10 protein-coding genes are annotated in these 15451 nt (G+C 57.8%); 6 read left to right on the forward strand and 4 right to left on the reverse strand.

Features of this window, described 5'->3' with window-relative positions:
- Nucleotides 1-67: 67 nt before the first annotated feature.
- On the reverse strand, nucleotides 68-2821 hold the full coding sequence (locus LAP85_25650; protein MBZ5499799.1) for a protein kinase: 2754 nt from the start codon (nucleotides 2819-2821) through the stop codon (nucleotides 68-70).
- A gap of 184 nt (nucleotides 2822-3005) precedes the next feature.
- Here LAP85_25650 and LAP85_25655 point away from each other — a divergent pair, with 184 nt between their 5' ends.
- Nucleotides 3006-3347 (forward strand): tetratricopeptide repeat protein, encoded by a 342-nt coding sequence (locus LAP85_25655; protein MBZ5499800.1) that lies wholly within the window; start codon nucleotides 3006-3008, stop codon nucleotides 3345-3347.
- A gap of 164 nt (nucleotides 3348-3511) precedes the next feature.
- Here the strand turns inward: LAP85_25655 and LAP85_25660 are convergent, their stop codons facing one another.
- The 3 genes from LAP85_25660 to LAP85_25670 all read right to left on the reverse strand — a co-directional run bounded on the left by LAP85_25660 (nucleotide 3512) and on the right by LAP85_25670 (nucleotide 7570).
- Nucleotides 3512-3760, reverse strand: coding sequence for a type II toxin-antitoxin system HicA family toxin (locus LAP85_25660; protein MBZ5499801.1), 249 nt, complete (start codon nucleotides 3758-3760; stop codon nucleotides 3512-3514).
- Nucleotides 3744-3980 carry a type II toxin-antitoxin system HicB family antitoxin gene (locus LAP85_25665; GenBank protein ID MBZ5499802.1) on the reverse strand — a complete coding sequence of 79 codons (237 nt, stop codon included), beginning with the start codon at nucleotides 3978-3980 and terminating at the stop codon, nucleotides 3744-3746. Before LAP85_25665 ends, LAP85_25660 begins: the two co-directional genes overlap by 17 nt.
- 743 nt (nucleotides 3981-4723) lie before the next feature.
- Nucleotides 4724-7570 (reverse strand): hypothetical protein, encoded by a 2847-nt coding sequence (locus tag LAP85_25670; GenBank protein MBZ5499803.1) that lies wholly within the window; start codon nucleotides 7568-7570, stop codon nucleotides 4724-4726.
- Between the two features lie 332 nt (nucleotides 7571-7902).
- Between LAP85_25670 and LAP85_25675 the strand changes: the two genes are divergently transcribed.
- From LAP85_25675 to LAP85_25695, 5 genes are all read left to right on the forward strand, one after another.
- Nucleotides 7903-9849: an aryl-sulfate sulfotransferase gene (locus LAP85_25675; protein MBZ5499804.1), complete on the forward strand. Its 1947-nt coding sequence runs from the start codon at nucleotides 7903-7905 to the stop codon at nucleotides 9847-9849.
- Between the two features lie 510 nt (nucleotides 9850-10359).
- On the forward strand, nucleotides 10360-11817 hold the full coding sequence (locus LAP85_25680; GenBank protein MBZ5499805.1) for a sulfatase: 1458 nt from the start codon (nucleotides 10360-10362) through the stop codon (nucleotides 11815-11817).
- A 277-nt stretch (nucleotides 11818-12094) separates the two neighbouring features.
- Nucleotides 12095-13411 (forward strand): anaerobic sulfatase-maturation protein, encoded by a 1317-nt coding sequence (locus tag LAP85_25685; GenBank protein ID MBZ5499806.1) that lies wholly within the window; start codon nucleotides 12095-12097, stop codon nucleotides 13409-13411.
- Between the two features lie 126 nt (nucleotides 13412-13537).
- Nucleotides 13538-13957 (forward strand): hypothetical protein, encoded by a 420-nt coding sequence (locus tag LAP85_25690; protein MBZ5499807.1) that lies wholly within the window; start codon nucleotides 13538-13540, stop codon nucleotides 13955-13957.
- Between the two features lie 1026 nt (nucleotides 13958-14983).
- Nucleotides 14984-15259, forward strand: coding sequence for a hypothetical protein (locus LAP85_25695; GenBank protein ID MBZ5499808.1), 276 nt, complete (start codon nucleotides 14984-14986; stop codon nucleotides 15257-15259).
- Nucleotides 15260-15451: the final 192 nt, after the last annotated feature.

Consider the following 15451-nt stretch of genomic DNA (forward strand, 5'->3'; position numbering starts at 1 on the left):
ACCAATGAAAATGTAAAGTTCTCTTGGCGGTCTTTGAAGGTCTTCGCGGTTTTCAATGTGACCTAGGTTAATCTCCCAGGGATGCCTTGCCGAAGAGGGGCTGGCCGCCCAGGGAGGTGTGAAAGGCGTACAGGCTTAGGGCGAGCAACATACCAAGTCCTGCGAGCCCGATGCCTGAATACCAGGCCGACAGCTGCATGGTAATCGGAAAACTCAGCAGGATGCATGCGAAAAACATCGTTGCCGCAAATGTCACGGGGCCAAAGCGAAGCAGAATGAACAGGTACATTCCGATGAAGAGTACGATATAGATCAAGAAGATCAGCGATGAATCGCCGGGCAGGCCAAATCTGGCGGTCATAATCAGAATGAACGCCACTGCTGCAACCCATGTGCTCCTGAGCAGGACCCGAAGCAGGAAGAGCAGGAAGAGCAAGGCGAGACCGATAAGTATAGAAGAATAAAGCAGCCCTGAAGTGCCGGCAACAATCGCACGAGCCCCCGAAAAAAGATAGAGCGTTCCCAAAAACACTCCCGCCTCAGGTTCTACGTGCGTGGCACCAAACCGCGGAAAGACGGGATATCTGAGAAAATTCAGCAGCGCCCATACGACTCCCAACACACAGCCGGCGAGCAAATCCCTACCGACCAAAGGATCCCGAAAACTCCCCGCAAGCACGCGGCTCCAGGTGATCATCAAGCCGGGCCAACGTCGCCGGACGAAGGGTTCGAGGGCGATGTACATCAGCCAGAGCAGTCCGGCATTGAAGAGGGCCGAGCTGGCAGACATGATGAACAGGTCCAGCTCTGCTTGGGCCGGCACGTGATGCTCAGCAAAAACCCATGCGATTTCAAGTGCCACGAAAACGAAGCACGCCAGGCGAGCCGCCCCGCGCCGATCACCGCGTCCCGTGCGCAGGTTCCGGCGAGCGAAGAACGCGCCTCCGGCTATCACCACGAGTGTGAGAAAGATCCCGATGATGTTTGCGGCAGCATCCCCCGGATTGGCCGATGAATGTGTCGTGCCGGTCGAAGGGTCATCCCAGGAAGGTATAATCATGCGCCACGAAACAGGCTTGCCGCCGTAGGCAGCTGCTTCGATACGCATTGGCAGTTCGGGACGATCCGGCAGCATGCCAGTCCAGGCCGCCCGCGTCTCCGCATATGCCTGTGGCGTGCGGTCTGGTTCCACCGGCGTGGATTTCGCCGGATTGATGCCGGCCGCTCTGAAAAGCGCAGACCAATCGGGTGGCTGGACTGCGCTGGACGGTTGGTGCTCCTCTGGAGGAATCACTCGCAGCTTCGTCAGATTGCCGCGGGCATCCAGCCAGATAACGGACTCCCCAGGAATCACGAGAGGGGGATTCGAGGAATCGACTCCCCCTGTTACCCCCGCGGATTGGGCCACCCCGAGACCCCAGTGCTCGAGGAGTTCAGGGGACTGCCGGTACCAGAATTGGATCGCAAATGCAGGCGGATTGTCCCAATGCGTTGCCGATTGATAAACTTTCTGAAGATTCAGATAGCGCGGGGAGGTCTCAAAACCAAAAGCACTGTCGGCAGGCGGCTCGGGGTAACCGATACTCCTCAGGATGTCTCGGGCGGTTTTTACCAGCACATCCGGGGGGGCGTCCATCGGTACCCGCTGAACAAGAGCCGCCTGACGTGCCAGCAGGACGCCCGCTCCTATCCCTAGGATCACAAAGGCCAGGCAGGCCCATGCGATCCAGGGGCGGAGTCCCTCCGTGCTTCCCGAGGCCGCCACCATCTCCGGAGACGGCGTCTCGCCCGCGGCCAGCGCCGCGGCCAGCGGATCGCCGCCGGGAAGCGCAGCCGCAACCTGCACCGCAGAGGCTGGGCGCTGGCGCGGATCCCTTTCGAAGCAGCGCAGGATCACCCGCTCAACGATCGGGTCTATATCCCTCGCGATCTCCGCAGGGGCCGCGGGCGGCGCGCCCTCCTTCTTCGCCCGCAGCTCCGCCAGCGATTTCGCCTCGAAGGCGCGCCGGCCTGTGTACAGCTCGTAGAGCACCAGGCCGAGTGCGTAGATGTCGCTGCGCACCGAGGCGCCCTTGCCTGCGAACTGCTCCGGCGCCATATAGGCTGGCGTGCCGGAGACGTCCCCTGCCGGGACCTCTTCCCCCGCCGCCACGGCCAGACCGAAATCGGTGATGCGCACGTGGCCGCGGCCGTCGATCATCACGTTCGCCGGCATCAGGTCCCGATGCAGCACGCCCTTGTTGTGCGCCGCCGCCAGCCCAGCGCACAATTGCCGGGCGACGTCGAGCGCCTTGGTCCCGTGCAGACTGCTGATGCGCTTCAAGAGCGACGCCAGGTCCTCGCCGTCGATGTACTCCATCGTGAGGAAGTGCCGGCCGTCGAGTTCGGAGACGTCGTAGACGCGGCAGATGTTGGGATGCGAGACCTGCCGGGCGATGCGCACTTCGGCGTAGAAGCGCTCGCGGCGCACGGGATCATCGGCCAACCCCTTGGGCAGGAACTTCAGCGCCACCGCCTGCCCCAGCTTCAGGTCGTCGGCGCGGTAGACCTCGCCCATGCCCCCGCGGCCGAGCAGCCCGATGATGCGATAGCGGCCGGCCAGGACCATGCCCGGCGTGAATCCGCCCGCGGGCATGGGGCCGGAGGAAATCAGGCGTCCGACCGGGGAAGAAATCATCGGCGCGCCCGCATCCGCCGCGGGGGTGGAAGGCGATTCCGCGGTTTGGGTGGGCATTTGCGAGGCCGAAGCAAGTGGCGCGCCGCAATTGTTGCAGAAGCGGCTCTCCGCCGGTACCTCCGAGGTACACGATGGACACTTCATGGCTGCCCCCCTCGCGCGAACTGCCGGCTAAATAAATCCTCGCTGTGACGGGCCTGGCACTCCGATGGTGCCGCCTTTATAGCGCGCGTCCCGGTGAAGTAGCAACCTGGAAATGCAAGTATGCATGGGTCCGGCAGACCAAAGACGCGCGGTGGCTTCTTGGGCTGGCGTATTTCGCTACCGAATGAAGAATCAGTACGATCGGGCGATCGCGCAGTGCCGGTTCGCGATCGAACTGGCTCCCAACTTTCCCATGGCCTATTGGCAGCTTGGGATTGCTTATGCGCATAAAGGGCTGCTCGACGAAGCCATCTCCACCGCTGAAAAAGCAATCGAACTCTTCGGGCGTTATTCATTTTTGCTGATGTGCCTTGGCGTGTGCTATGCCTCCGCAGGCCGACCCGCGGAAGCTCGGAATCTCCTGGAGGAATTGAAAACGCGAGGCCATGTCGCCTATCTTCCGTCATACGCCATAGGGACGATTCATCTCGCCTTGGGAGAGATCGATCAGGGACTGGAATGGTAGGCGAGCGCCGTGGAAGAGCGGGATCTGATGTTGATTATTTCGCTTAAGGGCGACCCGTTTTATGATCCCTGGCGTTCTCACCCGGCCTTCCGGGCCCTGCTGCGGAAAACGAACCCGGCGCCCTGATTGCCATGAATAGCCCCGGATTTGGGATTCAGCGTCGGTCAATCTGAATAGAAGTGAAGCCGTAAGTCCGACTCCGGAATGAATCGCCCGGCCTGGCGATAGATTGCCAGAATCGTGCCTGGGGCCATTTCTCTGTGGATCGGGACCGTGAGTATCTGCCTTTCGCCACCCGGCAGTTCTCTGCAGAGCTTGGCGTGACTTCCTTTCTGGGCAATCAGGTCAAAACCAAAGCCATGCAGTACGCGGAGAATCTCGCGGGACGTCAAGCGCCTAAGCTTTGGGGACATGCCGGCACACCGGGATCTCGTAAGTGATGGTAAGTCGAGGCGCCGCGTGGATTCCCATCCTCGGCAAATCCTCCCCTTCCAGGTGCAGGGAAACCGCTTCCTCCAGATTCGACACGAGCTCGTCGAGAGTCCGGCCCTGGGTTACCACCGCAACTTCCAGACACTCGCCGACATAGACACCTTGATCGCGACGAACAACGGCATGGATCGTGTCCATCATCAAAACCGGCTTTCCGGCGTAATAGGGCAAAGCTGTCTGGCAGACTGCTGTGCCGACGCCTCCGACGGATTTTTTTTGAGTCGCGATTCTCCCTGTTCCCGTTTCCTTCCTGTAAGTGCGCCGAATGGCATACTGGCCGCGCTGCCTGCGTTCGAAGTAATCCCACTTATGCGGGTGATTCTTGGGCGCGTTGACACAACATCGGCTGACAATGTGCGTCCGCACCGAGGACTCGTTGAGGTGAGGAAGCCGCAGCACCACCTCACTCGCCTTGAAAGTCCAGTTTCCCCGCTCGCGGCAAAGCCGGATGGCCGTCCTCAGAACCTCCTCATGAATAGCCAAAACTGAACCTCCCAGAGTCGCATAATAAACTTGTTTATTTATTTGATCAAGTTGCTTTTATGCAAATCTCAGGGACAGCAAGCCGCCCGGAAACTCACGATCAACTGTATCTCGTCCATATCGGCGCTTGTAATCGCCATCCTCGCCAAGAGAAAGAGACTGAGCCTGCTCCTGGATCCTGCTGAGTTCATCGACCGGGCTCTGAGACAGCACGGCATTGTTGACATAATGACCTCCATATCGGAAGCTGGTGGGATCACATGCAGGAGGTCGTGCCGGGGAAGACGACCGCAATCACGCAGCTTATTTCGCCTATCCATACGTTTATTCTTTCTGAGCAGGAGCACCCGCACTGTTTATGACGGGTGTGCCGAGACAGTCCATGCTTCCTATCCCTCCCCTCAGCGCTTCAGCGGGGCGCGGCCTCCCTTCACGACTGCCAAAGGCAATCCCATCTCTCCTAGAAACTTGATGGTCGCGGTGACTGGCGACCCGGCATTCAACAGAATAAGCTCAGTCGTATTGCCCCCTCCGTCGGCAATTTGTGGAAATACGATCGGCAAAGATGCGGTCCGGTCGACGTCGGCAGCCGGGAGAGCCGTCAAAAGAAGATCGTTGCGCCCGTTCTTCAGAGAGCGCAGCGCGAGAGCAGCAAAGGGCGTGGTCGAGCTGATGTCCAGGACGCCTCTGAATCCGGCAGTCAGACCAGGAATCAAGTCGGCGGCAAACTTCACGCTGTGTCCGCCAGGCCGCAACCGGAGCACGTTCCGGCTGGTTCCCACGAATGGGGCGCCGTCAATTTGAAATGCTTGGATCGAAATGCCGGCTTCTGCTTTTGCCACATTCGCGATGGCCAATGACGTGTTGTGGCCTCCGGAACAGTCCACATACATGCTGGCATGGGTGGTGGGTGCGGCTGCCGGGACATTGTACGCGGTCACCATTATTCCCTGTGAGCTGCAGCGGATCACGCCCGCTCCCATGGGTGTTGAAGTACCCACGTCAGGGGTCAACAGCGCCCACCCGGACCTGGCTGCAGCCGGGGCCCCGTCCGTCTGGAAATGAAGAATGCCGCCCGAAGGAATCGAATATCTGTGTACGGAATTGGCCGTGCCGCCCGCCTGATTGACGGCCAGAGGAGCGCCCGAATCATCGAAGAACCGGAATGTTCCTGCCTCGAGTGCGCCGGAGGTATTCAGCAGATCGAGCGCTGTGGCATATCCGCCGCCATCGACCAGTTGAGGGAAATAGGCGGGCAAATGGTTTAGAGGCTGCGCAAGGTCCGCGATGGGGGCCGTTGTCAGGATCGCTTCATTTCGCTGATTGGTAACTTGCAGCAATGCCGTGATTGAAAGAGGTTGGTCGGCTGCGATGTCGAGAGATCCCAATCGGGTCCTGGATGAAAAATCCGCGGGGATGTCGAAGTCCCGGGCCACATCTCTCAGTTGGTCGATGAATTTGGCGACGTGAGCCCCGCTCTCGACGATGCCATGACCGGTCGTCAGGATTTCGCCAGCCATGTTGCGCAGCGAGTAAGTCACGTGCGCGGCCGTGGGGCCGCAATTGACGAGGGCAAGGGCCGTGTTGATGGAGACAAAACCGGCGTCATGTCCGGTGGGCATCGTCGCAACACCGGAACGATAATCAACGAAGATACGTGCGGCGTCGGTAGGACGCGGGACCGGGACCACTGCTTCGCTCACCACAACATCGTTCTGGACGAGGCTGAACACGGCCGCAGCGGAGAGACCGCCTGCCGAGTTGCCCTCCAGTGTCGCATAGCCGGTCTCCACCGTATCCGTGCTTGATGAGGTACTGATACTGCATGCACCACCTGCAGGGAGCGACAGTCTCGTCATTGAGACGAAAGGCAACTCGGCCTTGTAGACGTTCAGCAGGCGCTTCCTTAACACGCGCAGCGAGCTTCTCACCAGGGAAGGGCGCTCCTCGAAGGTGGCCAGTTCTTTGCTGGAGGCAGTATCCACCTGCAGAGCGATCTCGGCCAACCGTCTAAAAGTCCCCTTTCGGTAGGGTTGAGTCTGCCATTCCACGATCGAAGTCCAGCACAGCCCTGCAAAGATGAGAATAATGACGGTGCCAAGGGTGTCTCTCAAATACCTTGTTACCGGTCCCGGCTTCACCAGCACAAAAACGCAGATCCAGACGATTGCGATGATTCCGCAGATGGTGCTGCAGGTATAGCGCGACGCCATCCCATACAGAGGGCCGAACCGTAATCGACCTATCGTCATCACGGATAAGAAAGCGAGTGCGTACGCAATCATGAAGAGGGGAAGATACGTGCGTTCATGCATGCGTGTTTTGAAATAGAGTATCAGCGCCAATGCGTAGACCAGGGCCACAAGCGATCCAAGCGCGACGATGGCGGTCAAACTGAGGTAAGGCCGGGAGGCATCGACGCCTACGACGCTCGCCGCGAGGGTGGCGAGGACGAACCGCAGCACATTCGACGGGTTTGCGAAGACACGCCAATCGATGATCCGCGTGTCAGGGAAGTAGTCGTTCTCGTTGATCCGATACAGGTAAAGGAACGCGATCAGCCCGACCACGGCGATGCCTGCCAGCGCGCGGGATACGAATCCCTTCGGGAGCCTTCGCCGGTTGAGCTCGACATAACAACCCAAGGTAATGGCCAGGGCCGCAAGGAAGGCGAATGAGGACATCCCTCCGAAGACGAGCACGGCGAGGCCCGGAATGACGATCGCGAGCAGCCACGAAATTCCGCTGCCGTTCAGCAGGAGGCCTCGCAGCGCATAATAGGACGCAAGGAACCAAGGAACGGACCAGACGAAGATAATAGCGTAGTCGAAAGTCAGACCTTCCCACAAAGTGAGGTTGAAGAGGAGAAGCATCGGGAGAGCATAGGTCGTGGCAATCAGGGCGGGAGAGCATAGACCAGACAGGCTCCTCGTGTAGTCTTTATGCAACAAGCATGCGGTGGCAAGCAAAACGAAAGGGATCAGGAGCACCACGAGTCGCGAATTCAATCGGAACCACGCGGCATTTGCCAACTGCAGGAGGTTGTATCCTAACAGGCGGCTTCCTCCCGTGGGCCGCCAGAGATCGGCGAAGGTCAGAGTCCGGTCGCAGAACTTTTCAATCACAGCCCCCTTGATCAGGTAAATGTCATCGCGAAAGACGGTGACGCCTGCTGTGTTCCACACATAGAACATGATGTAAAGGAAGGGGATCAGGACGGAGGCTATCAGGATCAGCTTACTCTTCATGGCAGTTGGACCGAAAGGCAGGATAGTGCGCCTTGGGGCGTGCATGGCCGGTCCGTTTTCACGCCCCTCAGCAGAGCCGGGCGGCAACGCGGAAGACCCCCGTGCTTGATGCCTCCCGTATATCGACTCCCACGAGATGAATAGGAGGAATCAGGAGGGCTGCCGGCGGCTGTCTTCCGGCAATCTCCCGGACTCGGCAAATGACTCTCATGCCAGCCCTTAATACAAACTCATACCGTAGCATTATAGTATGAGTGCGGACAGGATCCTTATGAAACAAATGATCCTGTGAGTGCATCAAATGTGCCGGACGTTCTTCTGTGGGGGTGGCTATGCACGGGAAACATCTGATTCTGACTGCTGCTGTTTTGCTATTGGCCGGCTTTGCCATGCCTGCTCAGGCTTTGGCCATTTCGGTTTCACTGAACCCATCCATTCCGTCGCCGGCAGCGGTCGGCACGATTGTGACCTGGAGCGCATCCGTTCAGAACTCAGGAGCCGGCACTTTGTGGTACAGGTTCCGCACGGCGCCTGTCGGCGGAAATTTCCAAATGGTGCGCGATTATGGACCCAATTCCTCGCTCGACTGGACCATGAGCGATCACGAAGGGACCTTTCAAATCGAGGTTTCGGTGCGCAACCTGGGCACCGGTGAATCCGCGACAGCCACGGCCACCTACGTAATGACATCGCGCGTCACCGCCAATACACCTGTCATCAGCACGACGGCCAATCCTCTGGTCTTTCTTTACAGCGCGCCGCCCTGTCCTGCCGGAGGCAAGATGACCGTATACTTCCAATCCCCGGTAGGTGTTGTAAACACGCCATTTATGACGTGCCAGGATGGTTTGAGCATGAACTTCTACCTGGCCGGCCTGGCACCCAATTCGACCTATTGGGCTATGCACATGGTCCAAACCCCCAACGGGATCGCGTTTGGCCCATCCATGTTGCTGACGACTCCGAGTATCCCTCTTTCGGTCCCTGGCGCCACCCCTCTGCAGTCCCCGCCGCTGCCCCTTATGAATGGTATCGTGCTTCATGCGGCGCTGACGAACATCACCATGGCTACAGATCTGTACGGCAACCTCATGTGGTACTACCCCGGACAAATCTCCTATCTGACGCGTCCGCAGCAAAACGGGCATATGTTTGGTGTCTTTGAAGCCTTCGGCTCGGACCAGTCCAAGCAGATTCTCCGGGAGTTCGATCTGGCGTGGACAACGATTCGCGAGACCAACGCGGCCCGCATCAACGAACAACTCGCGGCCTTGGGAGTGCACCAGATAGGTGCCTTCCATCATGAAGCGAGAGCGCTGCCCAACGGCTCTGTTCTCGTGCTGGCCAGCTCGGAACAGATGATGACCGATATCCAGGGACCTGGACAGGTGGACGTGATCGGAGATGTGATTCTGGTTTTGGATCAAAACCTACAGGTGACCTGGGCTTGGGACTCATTTCAGCACCTCGACTGGACTCGAATGGCGACTTTGGGAGAGGTGTGCACTCAGCAGGCCGCCGGCTGTCCTCCGTTCTTTCAGGCTCAGCAGGCAAACGATTGGCTGCACGGCAATTCGGTGGAACTCACGCCCGATGGAAATATCTTGTACTCTTCCCGCCACCAGGATTGGCTGATCAAGATCGCCTACGCGAGCGGTAGGGGCGACGGAAGGACAATGTGGCGCCTGGGAAATGGCGGGGATTTCCAGATAAACTCCTCGGATCCGAATCCCTGGTTCAGCCATCAGCACGACTCCCAGTATGAGGCCGGATATAGTTCGAAAATCGTCCTGTTCGATGATGGAGACGTCCGGCGCGCCACCGATCCCAATGCGCACAGCCGCGGTCAAGTGTTTCTCCTGGATGAGCAGAACCTCGTAGCGACGCCGGTCCTCAACGCGGACCTTGGGGGTTACTCTTTAGCTCTGGGCTCCGCGCAAAAACTCCCCAACGGCAACTACCATTTCGGTCAGGGCTGGCTGCAGCCAAGTAACACGAGTCAGGCTATCGAGGTGGATCCCTCCGGCAAGGTGGTATTTGCACTGCAGCTGAATTCACCGGCGTATCGCTCATTCCGCCTGGCGGATCTCTATACGCCCTACGACCCGCAGCCGGCAAATTATGTATTAGGACCTTCGCTCAATTACTATAACGCTCAGGGACAGCTGTACACGAACGAGCCTCGATCGTATTGGCTGACCGCAGATGGAAAGTGGTGGCAGGGCGAATTGAGCGGCAGGATAACCCCCCTCAGCAGTCCGCCTTGGCTCGTTCAGTGACCCGGACGGCGGATCCAAGCCCCGGCGGCAGAGCCCTGGCTGCAGGACACACTTGACACTGTGGGTCGATGAGGCCTCCCAGCCGGCAACGGAAGCCTATATGTTTTGATCCTTGTTCAGGCCAACTATAAGGGCCGGCAGCGAATAGGCCCGGCCGTCAGGCCGGGACACCATGGCTTGGATTTGAGCGCCGGAGGCGCGGCACTCGAACGAAAATGCAGGATAGACTGCTGTGCCTTCGGGTTCGGCTCCGCGCACAAGCTCCCGAACGGCAACTCCCGGTTCGACCTGGGCTGATTGCGGATCCGGCAAGCCAATCAAAGCCAATCGGGGGAGATTGACACTTCCTGCAACATGGTCTATGCTGTGCGTATCGTTTTGCCAGATTGATGCTCGTCTCGCATGAAGAGCTCTATACCCACCCGGAATAATCTCCAGGGCATTGGAAGGGCGTATCAAGGTGAGGTAGGCCAGCACAAACTGGGAGGTGTTTTGTTGCCTGAACTCAAAATCAGCAAACGGGAATTCTTGAAATCAGCTGCCGCCGCCGCTCTGGCGCCGGTAGTTCTGGCTGCTTCAAGCTCGACCTCGAGCCAGCAGTCAAGGCCTCCGAACGTCGTACTCATTTGCACCGATGATCTTGGCTATGGTGATCTCAGTTGTTACGGATCGGGCGTTAGCCGACGTGGCGATGGACGAGTAGCGCTGCGCCAGATTTCCAGATCTACCGGATCAGGCGTATATACGCCAAACCTTGATCGGATGGCGCGAGAAGGGGTGCTCTTTCACCATTTCAATTCGGCGGCCCCGGTCTGCTCGCCTTCCCGTGCCAGCCTGCTTACGGGACGTTACCCGACGCGCGTCGGCGTAGTCGACGTCCTCTTCCCGGATGATAACGTCGGCCTGTCGGAGTCGGAGACCACCATCGCGGACATGTTGAAGCCGCTCGGCTACGCGAGCATGTGCGTGGGGAAGTGGCATCTCGGATCACAGCCGCAGTTTCTGCCCACCAACCGGGGCTTCGACGAGTTCTACGGGCTTCCCTACAGTCACGATATGTCCCCCCTGCCTTTAATGCACAACACAGACGTGATTGAAGAGCCGGTCGATCTCACCACGCTGATGCGGCGTTGCACCGAACAGGCAGTGACATTCATCGCCAACAAGAAAGCTTCCCCTTTTTTCCTTTTCTTCGCCCCTTTCCTGCCACACATTCCGCTGATCGTGTCGGACCAGTTCCGCGGCCGATCCGGAATGGGAGCCTATGGCGACGCAGTCCAGGAAGTTGACTGGAGTGTCGGCCAGATCTTGAATGCTCTTATGGCGAACGGGATTGACTCCGACACCCTGGTCATTTTCACAAGCGACCACGGGCCCTGGTATCAGGGAAGCTCGGCAGACTTGAGGGGCAGGAAGGGAGAAACTTTCGAGGGCGGCGTACGTGTGCCATGTATCGCCAGGTTTCCCGGCCGGATTCCCAGAGGCCTGGTCAGTCAGGAGCTGGCATCCAACATGGACGTTCTTCCCACGGTGGCCGCGCTCTGCGGTGCACCTTTGCCGCCCAATCCTCTCGATGGAATCAACGTCTGGCCGTTACTTACCGGGGCAACTATGGACGCAAGCCGCGACGCATTGCTTTACTTCGAAAACTGGCACCTCCAGTGTGCGCGCGTCTTGAATTGGAAGCTTCATGTGGCCCGACCCAACTGCCTGCCCTGGGGACCGGTGCCCATCCTCGGCCGCATGAATCTGCCGCTGGCCAAACCGGAGCTGTACCGGCTGGACGCAGACCCCGGAGAGCGCTGCGACGTGGCGGATGATTACCCGGAAGTAGTTTCCCTGATCAGAGGGCGCATTGAGGCCTTGCTCTCCTCCTTCCCCGCCCGGGTAAGGGACGACTGGGCCTGTACCATGGGAACCAAAGTTCAGAGCACACCGATAGGTGCCCTGCCGGTCCTCAAAGAATAGCAAGAACGAGCTGCATTCTTGATCCCTGGGCCCGGAAGTCTGACCTCTGCTGCCCGCCCCCAATTTCTTTGACGATAGACAAGGCCCTCTGACCGCCAGGACCCCGAGACGCGGAAGAAACATGAAATGCCGATTCACAGATCCGGGTGCGGAAAGCAGAGAAGGCCATCTCTTGCCGCGATTTGGGGCTTGGCGTCTTGGCCTTGAGATCGGCGCTTCAGTGCCACCGGCCCGAGTGATTTGTGCAATTCGCAGCAGGATCTGGTAATTATTTGGTATGGAACGGCCCGCTTTCCACGTGCTTGCCAAGCCTATAGGCCCCATCTGCAACCTGAACTGCAAGTACTGCTTTTATCTGGAAAAGGAGAGACTCTATTCAGGGACCGCCGGCGAGACGTCGTGGAGCATGCCCCATGACGTTCTCGAGTCCTTCATCAAGCAGTATATCGAGGCTCAAGAAGCGCCGGTCATCAATTTCGCCTGGCAGGGCGGGGAGCCGACTCTTCTGGGTGTGGAATTTTTTCAGCGGGTGGTGGCGCTGCAGAACAAGTACGCCAACGGCAAGCAGATAGAAAACGGTTTTCAGACCAATGGCGTGCTTCTCAATGACACCTGGTGTGAATTCCTGGCAAACAACCGCTTCCTGATCGGCTTGTCAATTGATGGCCCGCGCGGGCTCCACAACAAATACCGCATCGACAAAGGCGGACACCCCACCTTCGATGCGGTGATGCGCGGCATCGGCTATTTGAAAAAGCATAATGTGGAGTTCAACACATTGACTGTGATCCACCATGAAAACTCTTATCACCCGCTTGAGGTTTACCGGTTCCTCAAGCAGGTCGGAAGCGGTTTCATGCAGTTTATTCCCGTAGCGGAGAGGGCCGCAGAGGAGCCAACGCCGGGCGGCTTGTCCCTGGTTTCCCCGGACTATCGGTCCGCCGCCAAAGTTACGGAGTGGTCTGTCGAGCCGCATCAGTATGGCTCATTTCTTTGCGCGATCTTCGACGAGTGGGTGCGGTGCGATGTGGGGCGATTTTACGTCCAGCTTTTTGATGTCGCACTCGAGGCCTGGATGGGGATGGAGTCCAGCCTGTGCGTCTTTCGTCGGACGTGCGGTGACGCCATGGCCATCGAACACAATGGCGATCTCTACTCGTGCGACCATTACGTCTATCCTGAGAACAGGCTGGGCAACGTGATTGATAGTCCCTTGCTGAGCCTGATCGGCTCCCCGCAGCAGCGCAAGTTCGGCCAGGATAAATGGGATACGCTCCCAAAATACTGCCGCGAATGCGAGGTTCGCTTTGCCTGCAACGGTGAGTGCCCGAAGCACCGCTTCCTCCGTACGCCGGATGGGGAGGAAGGCCTGAATTATCTCTGCGCGGGATACAAGCTGTTTTTCAAGCACATCGATCCCTACATGAAGTTTATGGCTGCCGAGTTGCGGGAGGGGAGAGCTCCCGCCAACGTCATGGAGTGGGTGCGGCGGCGGGACCTTCAGGCCGCAGGAAAGAAAAGACCGGGACGCAATGATCTCTGCCCCTGCGGCAGCGGGCGGAAGTTCAAGCGATGTTGCGGCAAAGACAGCTAGGCCGGTCAGTCCGCCAATCTCTGTGAAGAAGCCAAGAATCCCAGCGGCTCTGTCGATGAGGGTGTCCTTGTTGATGATAGTCTGAGTCAGGACTGCATCAATCAATTTAACGATTTCCTGGCATGGTTGAAGCAAAACAAAGGAATCGGGCGCATAGACACCAGCGAATCCGCAATCGATATGTTTGAGAAAGGACTAGAGAATATTTCCAAGATCACGATTCATCAGGTCACCGGTTGGGGCGCAGTTCACACGTGGTTCATATTCGGCGCGGAGGGGGTCGGCGCCGTTTCGCCGTTTCAGCCCAACGACGTCTGGGTTGAGATGGCTCGATTGTCGACTTCTACTTACAGTGCGGCTGAGGTCGTTGCGCATGAGGTGACGCATTCAGGAGCATACGCCATTCTCTCATCAACGTTGCCCTACTATACTCCACTTGTGGGCATGGTTTTGGTACAAAATAATGAGTCGAATGAGGTTCAAGCGAGGTATAAGAATTATTTAGATGATAGGAAAGAAAAGCCGTGCTCACCCTTCAACAAATAGACAGAAAGAATGGCCATGCAGCACATATTAAGACGGCGCTATTTGGGATGTAGGGCAGCCACCCTGATTCACAAGTGGGCTCTGGTAGCGGCAAGCGTAGGATTGTTAGTGATGTCCTGTTTTCACGCTGATACGATACCGAGTTCTTTCACAATTAAATTTCTATCGGTAAACGATCTGGATGGACGCATAACTTCGGACCAACGGGAAGTTGTCATTCCCATCCCCAACGCCCAACTAATGCTTAGACCAGTGTGGACTTCCGGTAGTCGGGATGTCGCTTTGGTTTTTATGCCAAATGAAGGTGCCGATCTTAGGCTAGACAGTTATCAAATCGAAGCCCGACATCTTGGGGAAGTAAGGATCGATCATCCGGATCCCACACTGCCTCCCTATTATTATCTAAGCAGGAGGGGCGAAACACAAATCCTAAAGCTCCCTGTGCATATTGACGCGGTTCTACGAATTGGTTTAATGTCTGATAAGATAGATGCTGACGGGGATGCTTACACTTTTCTTGTACGGATTGCTAGCGCCTCGAAGACCTACGACATTCGCATTGTTGGCTACAGAAAAATGTGATCGCGACAACAGTTGTCCCGGCTTGATGTGAGCGGCCTGGAGCTTAGCCCGGCTGGAACTCAGGCGATGATCACCAGGTCTGGTTTGTTTGGGCGTAAAATCAACCATCGGTGGCGGTTTGGGGCGAATCCGCGCGCCTGGTCGACATAAGACCTCCATATCGGAAGCTGGTGGGATCACATGCAGGAGGTCGTGCCGGGGAAGACGACCGCAATCACGCAGCTTATTTCGCCTATCCATCTTGGGTGTATGGAACGTGATGAAGGCTGCGCGTTCGAACGACCATCTGACAAGCAGATGAAGCCCGCGCATTCGCTGCGTCCAGAGCGAGTGGTAAGCGAATGAGGTAGGACCGAGGCAGTACGGCTGGAGGGTGTCACACCTCGAGCCGGGGACACCATACACTACCGCCGCTTCGCGGAATGCATTTCTGGAGACTGCCGATTGAGTTTCTCAAAGATGATCAAGCAGCCGAGCACCTTTCTTCCGGTGGCAATGTCGCTCGCCCCCCTCGCTATGGTTCTCGGTCACATTGTCATGTTCGACGTTGTCCGTGAGCCCGATGAGGGGGCAGCCGCCCACATCTTTCAACTGCTCATGGTGGCAGAGGTGCCGATCATACTGTACTTCGCAATCAAATGGCTCCCGCGTTCTCCAGGACAGGCGCTGCCCTCTGTGACTATGATGATGAGACACCTGCCCCCTGGTAATTTAATGTAGAGGGTAGGGAGAAAATCTAAGATGGGAATAGCAGAATTGATGAAGAGAGAGACGGGGATGGTTGCCCCTCCGCTATCGGGTAGGCGCCCGGGTTACCCCGGGCACCTCCCACGGAACCGTACGTGCGCTGTTCGCATACGGCTCTTCGGGACGGCGGGTTGTTACCCCCGTCGTCGGCCGGTTTACGACCTC

The sequence above is a fragment of the Terriglobia bacterium genome, assembly GCA_020072565.1.
In the GTDB taxonomy this organism is placed as follows: domain Bacteria; phylum Acidobacteriota; class UBA6911; order UBA6911; family UBA6911; genus JAFNAG01.